This is a genomic window from Limnohabitans sp. Rim8 (genome assembly GCF_945901735.1).
Classification (GTDB): Bacteria; Pseudomonadota; Gammaproteobacteria; order Burkholderiales; family Burkholderiaceae_C; genus Limnohabitans_A.
On sequence record NZ_CAMDLM010000032.1, the window covers coordinates 24,850 to 41,016 of the forward strand.

At 56.8% G+C, this 16,167-nt stretch carries 18 protein-coding genes and 1 other RNA gene; 10 read left to right on the forward strand and 9 right to left on the reverse strand.

Translation table 11 applies throughout. The features are described from left to right. Positions 1–4: 4 nt before the first annotated feature. The 6 genes from mraZ to dapF all read right to left on the reverse strand — a co-directional run bounded on the left by mraZ (position 5) and on the right by dapF (position 5,883). Complete coding sequence (gene mraZ / locus Q0O99_RS14295; protein ID WP_108351518.1) at positions 5–433, reverse strand: division/cell wall cluster transcriptional repressor MraZ; 429 nt, start codon at positions 431–433, stop codon at positions 5–7. A gap of 338 nt (positions 434–771) precedes the next feature. Continuing rightward, positions 772–1,449, reverse strand: a complete 678-nt coding sequence (dksA, locus tag Q0O99_RS14300; RefSeq protein WP_367185252.1) for an RNA polymerase-binding protein DksA — start codon at positions 1,447–1,449, stop codon at positions 772–774. Positions 1,450–2,065: 616 nt separating this feature from the next. Continuing rightward, complete coding sequence (locus tag Q0O99_RS14305) at positions 2,066–3,187, reverse strand: GTP-binding protein (RefSeq protein WP_293752652.1); 1,122 nt, start codon at positions 3,185–3,187, stop codon at positions 2,066–2,068. Between the two features lie 119 nt (positions 3,188–3,306). Beyond that, positions 3,307–4,281, reverse strand: a complete 975-nt coding sequence (locus tag Q0O99_RS14310) for a tyrosine recombinase XerC (RefSeq protein WP_293752653.1) — start codon at positions 4,279–4,281, stop codon at positions 3,307–3,309. Positions 4,282–4,299: 18 nt separating this feature from the next. Continuing rightward, positions 4,300–4,989 (reverse strand): DUF484 family protein, encoded by a 690-nt coding sequence (locus Q0O99_RS14315; protein WP_293752654.1) that lies wholly within the window; start codon positions 4,987–4,989, stop codon positions 4,300–4,302. Positions 4,990–5,013: 24 nt separating this feature from the next. After that, entirely contained in the window at positions 5,014–5,883 is an 870-nt protein-coding gene (dapF, locus tag Q0O99_RS14320) for a diaminopimelate epimerase (RefSeq protein WP_293752655.1), read from the reverse strand. A gap of 50 nt (positions 5,884–5,933) precedes the next feature. On the opposite strand from dapF, the gene Q0O99_RS14325 reads away from it, so the two are divergent. The 3 genes from Q0O99_RS14325 to Q0O99_RS14335 all read left to right on the forward strand — a co-directional run bounded on the left by Q0O99_RS14325 (position 5,934) and on the right by Q0O99_RS14335 (position 9,008). Beyond that, positions 5,934–7,580 (forward strand): MBL fold metallo-hydrolase, encoded by a 1,647-nt coding sequence (locus tag Q0O99_RS14325; protein ID WP_293752656.1) that lies wholly within the window; start codon positions 5,934–5,936, stop codon positions 7,578–7,580. Positions 7,581–7,607: 27 nt separating this feature from the next. Beyond that, complete coding sequence (locus tag Q0O99_RS14330) at positions 7,608–8,303, forward strand: S4 domain-containing protein (protein WP_293752657.1); 696 nt, start codon at positions 7,608–7,610, stop codon at positions 8,301–8,303. A gap of 183 nt (positions 8,304–8,486) precedes the next feature. Further along, on the forward strand, positions 8,487–9,008 hold the full coding sequence (locus Q0O99_RS14335) for an Rrf2 family transcriptional regulator (protein ID WP_293752658.1): 522 nt from the start codon (positions 8,487–8,489) through the stop codon (positions 9,006–9,008). A 59-nt stretch (positions 9,009–9,067) separates the two neighbouring features. On the opposite strand, the gene rnpB is transcribed toward Q0O99_RS14335, so the two are convergent. Continuing rightward, an RNA gene (gene rnpB / locus Q0O99_RS14340) (RNase P RNA component class A) lies at positions 9,068–9,420 on the reverse strand. A 132-nt stretch (positions 9,421–9,552) separates the two neighbouring features. Between rnpB and cysK the strand changes: the two genes are divergently transcribed. Genes cysK through Q0O99_RS14355 form a run of 3 tightly spaced genes read left to right on the forward strand, consistent with a single transcriptional unit; the run spans position 9,553 to position 12,681 of the window. Next, a complete protein-coding gene (gene cysK, locus Q0O99_RS14345; protein WP_293752659.1) occupies positions 9,553–10,470 on the forward strand; it encodes a cysteine synthase A in 918 nt (305 codons plus the stop codon). Between the two features lie 59 nt (positions 10,471–10,529). Next, a complete protein-coding gene (locus Q0O99_RS14350; RefSeq protein WP_293752660.1) occupies positions 10,530–12,347 on the forward strand; it encodes an NAD(P)/FAD-dependent oxidoreductase in 1,818 nt (605 codons plus the stop codon). 43 nt (positions 12,348–12,390) lie between these two features. Next, complete coding sequence (locus Q0O99_RS14355; protein WP_293752661.1) at positions 12,391–12,681, forward strand: VF530 family protein; 291 nt, start codon at positions 12,391–12,393, stop codon at positions 12,679–12,681. A gap of 17 nt (positions 12,682–12,698) precedes the next feature. Here the strand turns inward: Q0O99_RS14355 and Q0O99_RS14360 are convergent, their stop codons facing one another. Both Q0O99_RS14360 and Q0O99_RS14365 read right to left on the reverse strand, forming a co-directional pair. Beyond that, positions 12,699–13,136, reverse strand: a complete 438-nt coding sequence (locus Q0O99_RS14360; RefSeq protein ID WP_293752662.1) for an SET domain-containing protein-lysine N-methyltransferase — start codon at positions 13,134–13,136, stop codon at positions 12,699–12,701. A gap of 32 nt (positions 13,137–13,168) precedes the next feature. Then, complete coding sequence (locus tag Q0O99_RS14365) at positions 13,169–13,357, reverse strand: hypothetical protein (RefSeq protein ID WP_293752663.1); 189 nt, start codon at positions 13,355–13,357, stop codon at positions 13,169–13,171. A 187-nt stretch (positions 13,358–13,544) separates the two neighbouring features. On the opposite strand from Q0O99_RS14365, the gene Q0O99_RS14370 reads away from it, so the two are divergent. The 4 genes from Q0O99_RS14370 (at position 13,545) to Q0O99_RS14385 (ending at position 16,158) form a co-directional block, all read left to right on the forward strand. Continuing rightward, positions 13,545–13,997: a hypothetical protein gene (locus Q0O99_RS14370; protein ID WP_293752664.1), complete on the forward strand. Its 453-nt coding sequence runs from the start codon at positions 13,545–13,547 to the stop codon at positions 13,995–13,997. 288 nt (positions 13,998–14,285) lie between these two features. After that, positions 14,286–15,101 carry a DUF2167 domain-containing protein gene (locus Q0O99_RS14375; protein WP_293752665.1) on the forward strand — a complete coding sequence of 272 codons (816 nt, stop codon included), beginning with the start codon at positions 14,286–14,288 and terminating at the stop codon, positions 15,099–15,101. A gap of 278 nt (positions 15,102–15,379) precedes the next feature. Further along, positions 15,380–15,820, forward strand: coding sequence for a hypothetical protein (locus Q0O99_RS14380; RefSeq protein ID WP_293752666.1), 441 nt, complete (start codon positions 15,380–15,382; stop codon positions 15,818–15,820). After that, the gene (locus Q0O99_RS14385) at positions 15,805–16,158 is read left to right on the forward strand and encodes a DnaJ family molecular chaperone (RefSeq protein ID WP_293752667.1); all 354 of its coding nucleotides are present in this window, start codon (positions 15,805–15,807) and stop codon (positions 16,156–16,158) included. The genes Q0O99_RS14380 and Q0O99_RS14385 overlap by 16 nt, the downstream gene beginning before the upstream one ends. The last annotated feature ends 9 nt before the right edge of the window (positions 16,159–16,167 follow it).

Genomic DNA, 16,167 nt, shown 5'->3' on the forward strand with positions numbered 1-16,167 from the left:
GCGTTCAGAAAGAAAAGTCTTTGAACACGTCTGGCATTTCGCCTTGCATGGCCTGCGCTTCTTGCGCGTCGTAAGTGGTTTTGTCCCAGAGCTCGAAATGGTTGCCCATGCCCAGCAGCATGGTGTCTTTGGAGATGCCGGCTGCTTGGCGCAATTCGGGCGAGATCAGCACGCGCCCGGTGCCGTCCATCTCGACGTCCATGGCATTGCCCAAAAAGATCCGCTTCCACCACTGGGCGGACATGGGCAACTGGGCAATGCGTTCGCGGAATTTCTCCCACTCGGGGCGAGGGAACACCATCAAACAACCATGAGGATGCTTGGTGATGGTGAGCTGGCCTTGTGCCGTGGCGCTTAAGACGTCACGGTGCCGGGTCGGCACAGAGAGCCGCCCCTTGGCATCCAGACTCAGCGATGAAGCCCCTTGAAACACGGCGAAGACCCTTTGGTGTGGAAAAAGCACATCAGTGGCACCATTTCCCACTTAATTGCACTTTTTTGCACTGTATCAGGAAATAGCGTGCTGACCATGGGTCTAGATCGATTTTTTTCAATGAAATCAAAGGCTTAGCATGTATTCTGAATCTACAGAAAGGCGTATTTTCTTTAATAATTAAACACTTACAAGTCACAGTGCAAGTGATACCTCAAGTCACAATACGGCTAAAAAATTTAAAAACAGTAAATTCAAAACTTCGCCCACCCTCGAACGCACACCCATAAAAAAACCCCTGGAGAGGGGTTTCTGTCTGGGTATGGGCCAAGGCGCACTCAATCGCCGAACATTTTTTGCTTGAGTTCGCGCCTTTGTTGGGCTTCCAGCGACAAAGTGGCCGTGGGGCGGGCCAACAAGCGGCCGACGCCGATGGCCTCACCGGTTTCATCGCAAAAACCGTAATCGCCCGCATCAATGCGTTGAATAGATTGCTCAATTTTCTTGAGCAGCTTGCGCTCCCGGTCGCGTGTTCGCAGCTCCAAAGCGTGCTCTTCTTCGATGGTGGCACGGTCAGCAGGGTCGGGCACCACCACCGTGTCTTCTCGCAGGTGCTCAGTGGTTTGACCTGCACTGGTCAAAATATCTTGCTTGAGTCGGGTCAGCTTCAGTCGGTAGTAAGCCAACTGCTTGTCGTTCATGTACTCATCGTCAGACATGGCGAGGATTTCGGCATCCGACAGTTCGTCTACTTTTTTGGTCTTCCAGTTGTTGGCCAGTTTGGGGTCTTTCTTGACGGGCGCAAAAGGAACAGGGACGACCGCAGGGGCAGCACTGGGCAAGAAACTGGACTTGGCCGCCGTGGAGGCCACCGCTGGCGGCAAAGAGGGCACGGTAATTTGGGCCAAACGGGCAGATGGCCGAGCGGCACGAACAAATTGCTCAGGTGCAGCTGGGGTGTTGACAGGTTTTGATTCGACGGGGGGTATGACAGTGTCCACTTTGGTAACGCTCATGTTTTTCGCTTTTGGGGTCTGGGCTGTCGGAACTGGCTTGCTTACAACAGACGATCGGTTGGGGCTGGCTTTTTCAGTGGCCTTAGATGCAGCAGATGCGACCGCTGCGGTTTTGGCCACCGCTGCCTTGACAGGCACGGCGGGTTTTGGCGTTGCCTTGGCCTTGGCAGTTGTCTTGCCTGCCGCTTTGGCAACCAAGACCTTTGCCTTTGGAAGCGCTGCCTTGGCCTTTGCAGGCGTTGTCTTGACCTTTGCAGCTGTTTTAACTGCGGCTTTGGCCATCACTGCTTTGGCCTTGGCCACTGGGGCAGTGGCTTTTTTGGCCACGGCGGCTTTGCCAAGGGGCTTTGCTATTGTCGAGGTCTTCACGTCTTGTCTCCTAGCCGTGTCAAAGGGCAGAGTTCTGACCGACTGTCCCTGCGCAGCCGACCGGAAACCTGTTCATGTGCTTTTCAAACCCTTGTTATGGACCTTTTGGGGTTCGCCAGCTTCGCCAAAAGGCGTTGCCGTCGGCGGGCGATTGTAGCGACTAGATGCGTCAAATTTTGTCCTGGTGCGGATTAAAGACCTGATCGCCACAAAAGCACGGCAAGCGCCCCTTCCATGGCGCGCACCGTCAGACCAAACATTGCTCCAGTCCTTGCAACAAGATGTCCTTGGGCAAATCGATGCCAATGAACACCATTTTGCTCATTTTGGCTTCGCCGTCGGCCCACATCGGTCCCAAATCGCTGCCCATGAGCTGGTGCACGCCCTGAAAAATCACTTTGCGCTCGGTGCCACGCATGTTCAACACGCCTTTGTAGCGCAGCATGCGCGGGCCGTAAATGTTGACGATGGCCCCCAGGAAATCCTCCAATTTGGCCGGATCGAAGGCTTTGTCCGAACGGAAAACGAAGCTCTTCACATCGTCATCGTGGTGATGGTGGTGACCCTGACCCTGGGCCGCGTCGTGCTGGTGCGAAGGGTGGTCGCAATGCTCGCCATGTTCGTGGTCATGGGCTTGCTCACGCTGGTGGGACGGGTGGTCGCAATGCTCACCGTGCTCATGGTCGTGGTTGTGGTTGTGGTTGTGGTCATCCTCTTTGAGGAAATCCGGGTCGATGTCGAGCTTGGCGTTCAGGTTGAAGCCCTTGAGGTCGAACACCTCAGACAGCGCCACTTCACCGAAATGCACCACTTTTTGTGGGGCCCGCGGGTTCATGTGTTTCAGGCGGTGCTGCAAGGCGTCAAGTTCTTCGGGCGCGACCAAATCGGCCTTGCTGATGAAAATTTGGTCGGCAAAGCCGACCTGACGACGGGCTTCCTGGCGATCGTTCAATTGCTGAGCCGCGTGCTTGGCGTCCACAAGGGTCAAGATAGAGTCCAGCAAATAAGTCTCGGCGATCTCGTCGTCCATGAAAAAAGTCTGCGCTACCGGGCCGGGGTCGGCCAAGCCCGTGGTCTCGATCACGATGCGGTCAAAGTCCAGCAAGCCCTTGCGGCGTTTGGCGGCCAACAGCTGCAAGGTCACGCGCAGGTCTTCGCGGATGGTGCAACAAATGCAGCCGTTGCTCATCTGGATGATCTGCTCGTTGGTGTCTGAAACCAGAATGTCGCTGTCGATGTTTTCCTCACCAAATTCGTTCTCGATCACAGCGATCTTTTGGCCGTGGGCCTCGGTCAGCACGCGTTTGAGCAGTGTGGTTTTGCCCGAGCCCAAAAAGCCGGTCAGGATGGTGGTGGGGATCAGGGACATGGCGCGGTTCCGTTGCAGGTCAAAAAAGCAAGAGTTGGGGAGTGTAGCGACGAATTCAAGCGCCAAGCGTGCGCGGCGGTCATGGCCTCACGGCACGTGTGCAGCGCGGGCCAGCGGGTTCATTTGCGCTTGGCACGGGGATGGGCCGCATCGTAGGTTTTGGCCAGGTGCTGAAAATCCAGCCGCGTGTAGACCTGGGTGGTGCTGATGTTGGCGTGGCCCAGCAGCTCTTGCACGGCCCGCAAGTCGCCACTCGATTGCAACACATGGCTGGCAAAGGAGTGGCGCAGCATGTGCGGGTGCACCGGGGTGGCCAGGCCCGCCAACAAGCTTCGGCGCTTGAGGCGCTGGGCCACGCCGCGGGGGGTCAGGCGCGTGCCGTGGCGTCCGGGAAACAGCGCCAGCGCCAAAGGAGATGCCCCTTTGGCGGGCTGCGTCAGCATGCCCTTCAATTGCGGGCGCACGGCCAGCCAGTGCGTCAGCGCCTCGATGGCCACACGCCCCAAAGGCACTGTGCGGCGCTTGTTGCCTTTGCCTTGCACCTGAACTTCGGCGTTGGGAATGTCGATCCAGCCGCGCCCGGCCTGCGCCGCTTCCGAGCTGGCCACCACATCCAGCCCGGTCAGCTCGGCAATGCGCAGGCCGCAGCCGTACAGCAGTTCGACCATGGCCGCGTCACGGGCTTCCAGCCAAGGGTCGTCATTGTCTTCTTCATGCTCCGCCAGCTGCACCGCTTCGTCGACGCCCAGCGCTTTGGGCAAGGGTTTGGCCACACGCGGGGCCCGCACATCGGCCACCGGGTTGTGCGGGATCAGGCCCTCGCGCCCCAGCCAGGTGTAAAACCCGCGCCAGCCCGACAAGATGAGTGCGATGCCGCGCCCACTGCGCCCGGCGCTGTGCATCTGGGCCACCCAACGGCGGATGTGGCCGTTTTGCACCTGCAGCAAAGGCACTTTCGAGGCCGCTGACATGTCGGCCAGGCGGGCCAAGTCCAGTTGGTACAGGGTGCAGGTGCGCTCGGCCAAACGCTTTTCAAAGCGCACATGGTCCAGATACCGGGTGACCAGCGGGTCGGTGGCCGCTGTGTCCAACATGGCCGCATCCGACACAGATCAAGCCTGCGGCTTTTGCAGCACCGACAAAGCTGCACCCGCCAGCTCGGCCAGACGCTCCAGCAAATCGGTGCCCATCTGGCTGTTAAAGCGCTGGGCGTCCGGCGAGGCCAGCACCAGCAAGCCAAAAGCGGGTTGACCCGGTGCCGCACGCAAAGCGAGCAGCGCCAAAGAAGCCGCCTGCGTGGGTTCGGCCAACCACTGCACCGCTTCGTAACCCGAATTCGGCCCAACGAAAGGCGTGTCCAGAGACGTGGCCAGCACCTGCACCGCTTCGTTCACACCCTGCGCATAAGCCGCTTGGGCGTGCGCGCCTTGGAGCGACCACAAACGCAAAGCGACCTGCGGCACCTGGAACAGATCACGGATGTTGTCCACCGCCGAATCGGCCAATTGGTCGTGGGGCGTGACGAGTAACTCGCACGACCAACGGTGCAGCTTGTCGGTCAACACCATGTTTTCGTTGCCGTGCCGAATCATGTCCATGATGCGGTGCTCCAGGCCCTTGATTTTGTCGCGCAGCATTTGGGCTTGGCGCTCCTGCAAGCCCACAGTGCGGTGGCTTTGCGGGTGGGTCAGTTGTACGGTGGCCAACAGCGAGGCGTGGCGCTCAAAAAAATCCGGCGTATTCACCAAATAATCGGCGATGTCGTCTTCGGTGATCGGACTCATAGGTTCAGGCGTCGTCATGGCAGGCTCCAGAAATTCAAAGGGTCAAAGTGAGTCAGGCACATGGATGCTGCCCTCAAACACAGAAGTGGCGGGCCCGGTCATCAGGACCGGACTGTCGGGCTGTCCAGCCCATTCAATTGTCAAGGGGCCACCGTGGGTTTGCACATCCACACGAAGGTCCAGCCAGCCTTGGCGGATGCCCGCCACCACGGCTGCACAGGCGCCCGTGCCGCAAGCCAAGGTTTCGCCCGTGCCCCGCTCGAAGACACGCAATTTGATTTGACTGCGCGAGACGATTTGCATGAAACCCGCGTTCACCCGCTTGGGAAAAGCAGGGTGGTTTTCAATCCATGGGCCTTGTGCCAGAACCGGGAAATTGTCCACATCGTCCACACGTTGCACCGCGTGCGGGTTGCCCATCGAGACCACCCCCACGCGGGCAATGCCCAGATCACCCAGCGCCAAATCGAACACCGGCCAACCGTTGACCTGGTCGCTGATGAGGCCCACGGGAGTGAAAGGCACGCGTTCCCAATCAAAGATGGGCGCGCCCATGTTCACCGTCACACGACCATCGGGGTTCATGGTGAGCTCAATCTCGCCTTGCTGCACCTTCACACGAACGGTGTTTTTGTCGGTCAGGCCCTTGTCGCGCACATAGCGCACAAAGCAGCGCGCCCCGTTGCCGCAATGCTCCACCTCGCCGCCGTCGGCGTTGTGGATCACGTATTCAAAGTCCAGCCCGGGTGCGGGCGAGGGTCGCACGCTGAGGATCTGATCAGCCCCCACGCCAAAGTGGCGATCGGCCAAAAAACGGTACTGGGCCGCGTTCAGGCCCAGGCGGCCACGCGTCTCGTCGAGCACGACAAAATCGTTGCCCGCGCCTTGCATCTTGGTAAAGCGAATGTGCATAAGCGGGATTATCGCCCTTGGAAGAAGCTCAAGCCGTCTGATAATGGGGCATGGCACGCACATCCCAACTCCTGTACCCCCAACGCGAACCCGCCCCCCTGCGCCCTGCAGCCACCGTGCTGCTCATGCGCGACGGCCCTGGCGGGCCCGAAGTCCTGATGACCCGCCGCTCCATGACGGCCAGCTTTGCACCCGGCGCCTACGTGTTCCCTGGCGGGGGCATTGACGCCGCCGATGCCCAGGCCAACGGCATGGCGCAGCGCCGCCCGAAACAAAGCGACTTGCACCTGACGCAAGCGATCGCCGCCATCCGCGAGAGCTTTGAAGAGCTGGGCATTTTGTTCGCCCGCCATGCCCAAGGGCGCTGGGCTGACAACGCTGACATTGCCCAGATCGACCGAAAAGCCCCTTTTGCCACCCAATGCCAGGCCAAAGGCCTGACATTGGCCGCCGATCAGGTGTTCGTGCTGGCCCACTGGATCACCGACCGTGACCTGCCGCGCCGCTTTGATGTGCCTTTTTTGGTGGCCCGCATGCCCGAAGGCCAAACCCCTGTGGCCGACGAATCCGAGCAGTTTGAACCTGTCTGGGTGCGTCCACAAGACGCGCTGGAACGCCATGCAGCTGGGCAATTCTTCATCATTTTCCCGACCATCCGCACACTGGAGCGGCTCAAAGCCTTTTCCACGGTCGACGCGGTGTTGCAAGCCTGCGAGGTGAACGACGAACCGCTGTGGACCAGTTGCCCCCGCGCGGGCTGGCTGGCGGGCAACGAAGCGCGCTACATGGAGCACGAAGCCCCGTTTGGTGAATTGGCCCTGGTCACGCCCGACGGGCAAATCCACCACCACCTGGACTGGCAGACCGACCAGCCGGTGCCCCTGCTCAAAAACGTGCAGCGCCTCACCGCCCCCAACCCCGGCGTGATGACCGGCCCCGGCACCAACAGCTACTTGGTGGGCGACCCCAACACCGGCTACATCGCCATCGACCCCGGCCCGGCGGACATCGACCATCTGCAGCGGATGTGGCGTGCGGCAGGTGGACAAATCAAGGCCATTGTTTGCACCCACTCTCACCCTGACCATTCGCCAGGTGCTGCGCCGCTGCAGGCCCTGTGCACGAACAAGCCCCCCATCCTGGGCCTGTCGTCACGCCCCACCTCCCGCGCCAACAGCCGCTTCACGCCGGATCGCGAGCTGATCGATGGCGAGAAACTGGTGCTGCAAGGCCTGGGCTTGGATGGCGAGATCACCCACACCCTGCGTGTGGTGCACACCCCGGGCCATGCGGCCAACCACCTGTGCCTGGTGCTCGAAGAAGACGGCCTGCTGTTTTCGGGCGACCATGTTCTGAACGGCAGCACCACCGTGATCGACCCGCCCGACGGCCACATGGGCGACTATTTGGACTCGCTGGACAAGTTGGCTGCGGCGTGCGATGCCGGGGGCATTGCGTTCATCCTGCCTGCGCACGGCCATGTGCTGGGCTTTGCCCACCAAGCCATCACCCACCTGAAAGCTCACCGCCTGCGGCGCGAAGCCAAAATCGCCGCCGCCATGCAGGCCCTGCCCCATGGCAGCCTGCAAGAATGGGTAGAAAAAGCCTACGACGATGTGCCATCCCGCCTGTGGCCCGTGGCCGCACGCTCGCTGCAAGCGCATGTGGACCATATCCGCGAGCAAACCCTGTCTTGATTCGCTTTGAGCATTTTGAAAGCATGGATGATTTCCTCTGAAGAAGGCATACGCCTGGCCAAACGCGTGGCCGCCGAACAACACTGCTCGCGCCGTGAAGCCGAAGCCCTGATCGTGGCCGGCGGCGTACAAATCGCCAGCAAAGTGGTGACCGACCCGGCCCGGCGTGTGCGGCCCGAGCAGGCCGTTCAGGTCAACCGTTTGGTCTCCATGGCCGCCCTCGCCCCCTTGACCTTGGCGCTGTTCAAGCCCGCCCACCGCGTGGCCAACTTGGCCTGGCTGCAAGACACCGTGGGCCTCAAAGCCACCCAGCCCGGCCTGTGGGGACCCGAGCGCTTGGCCAAAATGCACATGCCCTTGCCGCTGGCCAAACCCGCCAGCGGTTTGTGTATTTTTTCAGACGACATCGCTGTGCTTCGCCATCTGGAAGACCGCCGCAGCCCGATGGAGCAAGAGTGGATGGCCACCGTGGGTGGCGAAGTGCCAGAGGGCACCATCAAGGCCTTGAACGGCCCCGGCATCCGCACCAGCATCAACCGCCAAACCGACACACTGACGGTGCTGCGCATCGCTGGCAAGGACATCGACGGGCTGGAACTGGGCCGCTGGCTGGACGAACAATGCCCCTTGCAAGACCTGCGCCGCCAGCGCGTGGGCAGCATGAGCTTGGCCCCCTTGGAGCTCGGGCAATGGCGGCAACTGCAAAGCCACGAGCGCTTTTAATCTGTTTTTAATTTGAAAAAATCGAAAAAAAGCCTGATTTACCCTTGAATAATTCCGGTTTATCACCAATTAGAAATTCAGTCTGAGAAAATGACAATCCAGTCAAAGCTGCGCACAATGCAGTCTTGACCCTACAGGTTGGCCCGCATTGGCAGGCCACCAACACGCAGAAAGGAGCCCACCATGCGTTTGAGCACGAAAAGCCGATTTGCAGTGACCGCCATGATCGATGTGGCGTTGCGCGAAGACCGTGGACCCGTTTCGCTGGCCGCCATCAGCACGCGCCACCAGATTTCTTTGTCCTACCTGGAGCAACTGTTCAGCAAACTGCGCCTGCATGGCTTGGTTGAGAGCACCCGTGGCCCAGGCGGCGGTTATTCGTTGTCGCGCAATGCCGAAAAAATCACCATGGCAGACATCGTGGGTGCAGTGGATGCGCCTACCGAAGAAGAGTCCGCAGCCGAAGGTGGCTGGATGAACAGCGAGCTGTGGGCCAGCCTGAACGAAAAAATGCTGACCCACCTGCAGTCCATCAGTCTGCGCCAATTGGTGGCCGAGCAGCGCACCAAGGGCGTGACCGTTGAGCCTGCGCCCGCCCCAGCCGTCAAGCGCGGCGTGTTTGCCAAGCCCAAAAGCGCGTTGAAGATCACTGCACCCAACTCGGTGTTTGCCCTTGGCGCCAGCCTGATGCCTTCTCGCGGCTGAAGTGCTTGAAGCCCCCACAAAAAAACCCGCTACGGCGGGTTTTTTTGTGGTCTGAAAAAGTGTGAAGCCCGCCGATAAGCCGGATTCTGTGCACAGCGGTTACCCGCTGCGTGACCGCCATTACTCTGGGCCAGGGGTTTCCCACCCGGCTCGGTGCTACCTACCCGCCAACTCACCCTGCGGAACCACAGGGAGAAGGCATGCGGCGAACCGCACCCCTTCAGGAAGGCCTACTTGGTATTGCTGCGCGTAGAGATTGCCCGTTTCACCCGAACTCAATCGGCTCGTCTCTGTTGCTCTGATCCTCACCTCACGGTGGAGAGGTATTACCTCCTACGCTGTCCTGTGCAGTCCGGACGTTCCTCCAGTGCTTCCTTTCGGAAATTGCACCAGCGACGGTCTGGCGTGCTTCACCGTTTGATTATCACCTGAGCGCAGGACACTGGGGCGACCCGTGCGGCGTGACCGTTGTGTACCACTCAAGACATACTGACAGTTTGTGCGCCCAGCATAATTCGGCCACTCCCCAACCCTTGGAAACCGCATGAAAGCACGCACCATTCTCGACACCATCGGCAACACGCCGCATGTGCGCATCCAACGCCTGTTTGGCGCAGATGCCCATGTGTGGATCAAGTCCGAGCGCAGCAACCCGGGCGGCTCGATCAAAGACCGCATTGCGCTGGCCATGATCGAAGACGCCGAGAAATCCGGCGCACTGAAAGCAGGTGGCACCATCGTCGAGCCCACCTCGGGCAACACTGGTATCGGCCTGGCCATGGTGGCGGCTGTCAAAGGCTACAAACTGGTGCTGGTCATGCCCGACAGCATGAGTATCGAGCGCCGCCGCCTGATGCTGGCCTATGGCGCGAGCTTTGACCTGACGCCACGCGCTGATGGGATGAAAGGCGCCATTGCCCGGGCCCAGGCCTGGGTGGCCAGCACCCCTGGCGCGTGGATGCCCCAGCAGTTTGAAAACCCGGCCAACATCGAGGTGCATGTGCGCGCCACCGCACAAGAGATCCTGGCCGATTTTCCCGGCGGCATCGACGCTCTGATCACGGGCGTGGGTACAGGCGGCCACCTGACCGGCACGGCCCGCGTGCTCAAGGCGCGATTTCCTCAGATGCAAGTGTTTGCGGTCGAACCTGCTGCTTCGCCTGTGATTTCGGGGGGTGCGCCCGCACCCCACCCCATTCAAGGCATTGGCGCGGGCTTCATTCCCAAAAACCTGGACACGGGACTGCTCGACGGCGTGATTCAGGTCGAGGCCGAAGCGGCCCGCGAGTTCGCCCGCCGCTCGGCCCGCGAAGAAGGCATGTTGGTCGGTCTTTCCTCCGGGGCCACGCTGGCGGCCATCGCCCAAAAACTGCCCGACTTGCCCGCCGGAGCCACCGTGCTGGGCTTCAACTACGACACGGGCGAGCGTTATTTGTCGGTGGAAGGGTTCCTGCCCCTTTGAGCTGCGCACAGCGATAATCAGCGCTTCTTGCTTGATAACCACAAGCCACAGAGGTGCCCATGATCCGAATTTCCGAACTCAAACTCCCCTTGTCGGCCCTGCCGGTTGAATCGCGCCGCGCTGCCGACGCGCCCTGCGAAACCGACGAAGACCGCCTGCCCACGCCGCACCCCATCGATGCGCTGCGCCAAATGGCGGCACAGGCCTTGGCCATCGACGCCACCGACATCGCCACTTTGCAGGTCTTCAAACGCAGTTTTGACGCCCGCAAGGCCGACTTGCTGGCGGTCTACATCGTGGATTTGTCGCTGGCCGATTCGCAAAACGAATCCGCCTTTCTGCACAAGTTCGAGAAAAACCCGCACATCCAAGCCACGCCCGACATGACTTGGCACGCGCCCTGCCAAGCGCCAGCCGATTTTGGCGAACAACAAGGCCTGCGCCCTGTGGTGGTGGGCTTTGGCCCGTGCGGTATGTTCGCCGCTCTGGCGCTGGCGCAAATGGGCTTCAAACCCATCGTGCTTGAGCGCGGCAAGCCGGTGCGTGAACGCACCAAAGACACCTGGGGCTTGTGGCGCAAGCAAGTGCTCAACCCCGAAAGCAATGTGCAGTTTGGCGAAGGCGGTGCAGGCACCTTCAGCGACGGCAAGCTCTACAGCCAGATCAAGGATCCGCGCCACTTGGGCCGCAAGGTCATGGACGAGTTCGTCAAAGCAGGAGCGCCAGCCGACATTTTGTATGCCGCCCACCCGCACATCGGTACCTTCAAACTGGTCAAGGTGGTTGAGCAGATCCGCGAGACCATCCTCGCATTGGGCGGCGACATCCGCTTTGAGCAACGCGTAAGCGATGTGCTTGTGTCCCCTCGCGCAAACGGCCTCCAACTCACAGGGCTGCAGGTGACCAACCTGCGCACAGGTCAAAGCCACACCCTGCACACCCGCCACGCCGTGCTGGCCCTGGGCCACAGCGCACGCGACACCTTCGTCATGTTGCACCGCCGTGGCGTGGCCATGCAGGCCAAAGCGTTCTCGATTGGCGTGCGCATCGAGCACCCCCAAAGCGTGATCGACCAAGCCCGTTGGGGCCGCCATGCAGGCCACCCCCTTTTGGGCGCGGCCGATTACAAGCTGGTGCACCACGCGCAAAACGGCCGAGCCGTCTACAGCTTTTGCATGTGCCCCGGCGGCACCGTTGTGGCCGCCACCAGCGAGCCGGGCCGCGTGGTCACCAACGGCATGAGCCAATACTCGCGCAACGAGCGCAATGCCAATGCCGGCATGGTGGTGGCCATTGATCCACCCGACTACCCACTCGACACCACCGCCTGGCAAGCCGCGTTCGGCAACGAAGACGGTGCACAGCTGGCACAAGAGGCCCAGCAACTCGCCAAACAACAGCCCCCTGCACCACACCCGCTGTCAGGCATCGTGCTGCAGCGCCAATTGGAAACGCGTGCGTTTGAAGTAGGCGGCCGCAACTACGAGGCCCCTGGCCAACTGGTGGGTGACTTTTTAGCACAGCGCCCGTCCCAAACTTGGGGCAGCGTGCAGCCGTCTTACAAACCGGGGGTCAAGTTGGTCGATTTGGCCGATGTGTTGCCGGATTACGCAGTGGCCGCCATGCGCGAAGCCTTGCCCGTTTTCGGCCGCAAGATCAAAGGCTACGACATGCACGATGCAGTGATGACGGGGGTGGAAACGCGCACTTCTTCGCCCCTGCGCATCCCGCGTGGCGAAGACCACCAAAGTACCAACACCCGGGGTCTGTACCCGGCGGGTGAAGGGGCCAGTTATGCGGGTGGCATTTTGTCGGCGGGGGTGGATGGCATCAAGGTGGCCGAGTCTTTGGCGCTGGCACTGATGGCCCCCAACTGAACCCGCCGATTTCACACGTCAGTTTTGCACTGACAATCAGGCCATGCAAGACGACCGCATCCCCGTGCCAACGCCACCCGAACCCGCCCCTGGCGCGCGGGCAGCCCAGCCACGCAACCCGCTGCACGGCCTCACGCTCGAAACCATCGTCACCCAACTGGCCGACTTTTATGGCTGGGACGATCTGGGCCAGCGCATCCCTGTTCGCTGCTTCACGCATGAGCCCAGCGTGGGCTCCAGTCTGAAGTTCTTGCGCAAAACCCCCTGGGCGCGCGAGAAGGTGGAGAGCTTGTACCTGTTCATGCTGCGCGATCAAAAGCGCCAAGGTTTTTAATCAGACTTCACCCGGCCTCAAGTCGCCAACATCGTGCCGCGGCATTTTTTGGCACCACATCGGCAGGCATAGCGGGCCTTCAAGGCCTCGCTCATGGGCTCGTCACTCTCCAATTCGTAATCTAACGTCAGCTCCTCCCCCTTGAACACGGGCCTGCGCGTCATGATGAAGATGCGGCCCCGCACTTCGTCGGGTACGCAATTGGGGCGACATGAATGGTTGATCCACTTGGAAGCGTTGCCCCCATGCAGCGCATCGATCACACGCCCATCGTCCAGGTGGAAATAAAAGGTGTGGTCGGGGTTGCCCGCATCGTGCGGGTGGCGGGCAATGGCCTCGGTCATGCTGATGATCTCGCCCACGTACTCGATGAGCCGCTCGCCTGCGGCCAGGTGGCGCGTGGCGAACACACCTTGGCCATGCACGCGAGAAGACAGGACCTCGAAATCACTCAACGGTGACGGACTAAAGTCCTTTTGACCTTCATTCAAGTAGTTGGCTCGATTGGTTTTTTTTTGCTGTGGGACTTCTGGGATAGCTCAACCATGCAGGTCGTCATGCCATTTTTGATGGTATAGCCGAGCTTCTTGTTGGACGGATCTCGGTATACCAACTCATCATCCACCAGCGGCACATTGAATTGAAGTTCCAGCCAATGTGTCTGACTGTCGATCATTAAAACATCCACCGAGGTCAAAAGCCCCGCCAAGACCTCTTTGCGCTGGGCAGGCGTGAAATCCTTGAATGAGTCGATTTTTTGCCGAAAGTTATCCAGCCATTTGAACCACTTACGATCGTCGTTGTTGATTCTTTTTTTGAGATGTGTAAAATGACGAACACAAACCGAAATTGAACGGAAGTTTATGAAGAAATATTTTATTTTATTGGCAAGCGTTTTGCTTATGAATTCATCAATTGCAATCGCAGCATCTTTAGCGAAAGATGATCCGATTGTAAAACAACTTGAAGCGATGGGTTATGAGGTTAAGCCCACAGAAAATAATAGAATTTCAATTGCAACATTAGGACAAGGGAAAGTTCTATTTGACAAAAATAATGAAAGAATATCTATATTTAGGATGTTTAATCTTAACAAAAAACCAACAGGACAGAATCGCTTAGAATTTCTTGAAATATTAAATGAAATAAATGTACAGTCTTCATATCAAGTTTCATTAGAAGGTGACTCTATGATCGTTTGTTTATATAAATTTGGACCATATGACGCCAAGACATTAACCATACTAATTCGACTTATTGAACAAGCGAATAAAATATTTGATGACTATCCAAAACTAATTGAGTTATCTAAATGAGATCAGCTTTTGAAGATCTAGAACGGTCAAAGTTGTAAGTTATCGACAAAAATTGGATTATTTTGATGTTTATCTATTTTTTGTTGTTTTCAGGAATAGGGTTTTTTGTTGGCAAGTACGTGAATCCACCTAAAAAAGGTGTACTGATTTTACTCGGAATTGCATTTGTGTGGACGTTGGGTAGCGGTCCATTTTGGGGACTTATTACTTTGGGCGAACTCTTGTTTGGTTTCTCGATCTATAAGTTTTTCATTCAAAATAACAACACTGATTGATAGGAAATAAATAATGAAAAAGACATTGATTGCTGTTGCGTTAGGAGTTGCTTTTACACTAGCTCAAGCACAACTGCATAAAATCCCCGAATTTAAAAATCTTAACTGGCAGATGGCACCAGCAGTAGGAAAAATCGGAGACAAAGGTGAGTTCAAGATTACTGAACTTTTGTTGTTCTTGGATGCGGCAGATACAGACAGGTTTCTTCAGCTCAATGGGAACCTTCCACAAACAAGTTCATACACAATTGCTACTAAAAATAGCTCTTGGTTTGGCGTCTTGCGCTTTAACGATGAAGGATATATAAAGGACGATGAAAAGATTGATGCCGATGCTCTGTTGGCAAGCCTCAAAGAGAGTAATCAACGAGGGAACGAAGAGAGGAAGAAGCAAGGACTCCCAACGATGGTTTTGGAAGGGTGGTATTTTCCACCACGCTACGACAACGAAACAAAACGACTTGAATGGGGTACGAAACTAAGATCCGAAAACGACCAGAGCACCACGGTCAACGTCACAACAAAAATTTTGGGTCGTAGTGGATACATTTCTGCAATTTTAGTTTCTGATCCTCAGAATCTCGAGAAAGATTTGGTAGATTTCAAGAGTGCGCTCAAGAATTTTGATTATGTAAGTGGTGAAAAATACAGCGAATGGAAAGATGGTGACCGTGTTGCAGCTTATGGGCTAGGTGCATTGGTTCTCGGTGGAGCTGCAGCAGTTGCAACAAAAAAGGGGGGCTTAAAACTTATCTTATTGGCAGTAGTTGGAGCTGCTGCTGCTGTTTGGGCGGGTATAAAAAAGTGGTTCGCCAGAAATAAAAACTAATGAATGAGACGTTACTTTTTTGGTTAATTCTTTTAGGATTTCTCGTATTCGACAACCTAGTTGTTGTAGCGAAAGGAAAAGACTTTCTCAGTATAAGTCGACATGGACGACCGTATTACAAGTATCGTCAACGAAATTCATTTGCAGGAAGAGATGTTGTATTTCTGAATCCCATCAATTTGTTTGATCGTGTCATATCTACAGAAAGAGTTACGTTACACGAGGAAACGCATCGATACAAGCGAGAGTTGCGTTCAATTGAGTCTTTGACTAGAGGCTTGAACTCATTTGCTTACTTGGGATATTTATATCTGCTGTTTTTGATGGCCAACTGTTACCTCTCATTTTTATTTGGCTTCGAGTCGGTAGTTGTTATCTTGTTGGTTGGACACGCACTCATCTGGATGCTTGCAGTTTCTTTTGTTTTGTTGCTCCTTAAAGCGCAAGAGTTACCAAAGGGGAAGGTAATCTCCCTTCTTGTGGAGGCGCTTTTTGTCCCTGCTTATTTGGTTAACCTTAATAAAAAAATATTACAACTTAAAGAGTCGAGAATCTGTGCGATACGACTGCACATCAGAGCTCTAAAGCGGGCAGCGGTAGAGGATGCCGAATTGATTCGGTATGAGTTAATTAACCAAACAAATGCAGCACTTGACGAAGAGTCTGATCCATCAAAGATTGCTTTGCTACAAGGATTTGCGAAATGTTTGAGGGTCTAAGTAATCAGGAAATCTTCATTGTCGTATGTGCTCTTTTTTTTGGGTATGGTCTGGTTCGTCTGTTGCTGACCAGCAAAGAGGAGGCCGAGACCTCTGAGTTTAACGGTAAGCACCCGTATGACCTTCCGAAAGAGGGTAATAACGAGGCTTGGTACAAAACTCTTGATGTCAATCCAGGCGCCTCATTCGATGAAATAAAAGCTGCCTACAAACGAAAAGTATCTCAATATCACCCAGACAAAGTCTCTTCTTTAGGACCAGAGTTTACGTTGATTGCTGAGAAAATGACAAAGCAAATAAATTCTGCATATGAAGAAGCTGTTAGAAAGTTCGAATGATGCAAATAA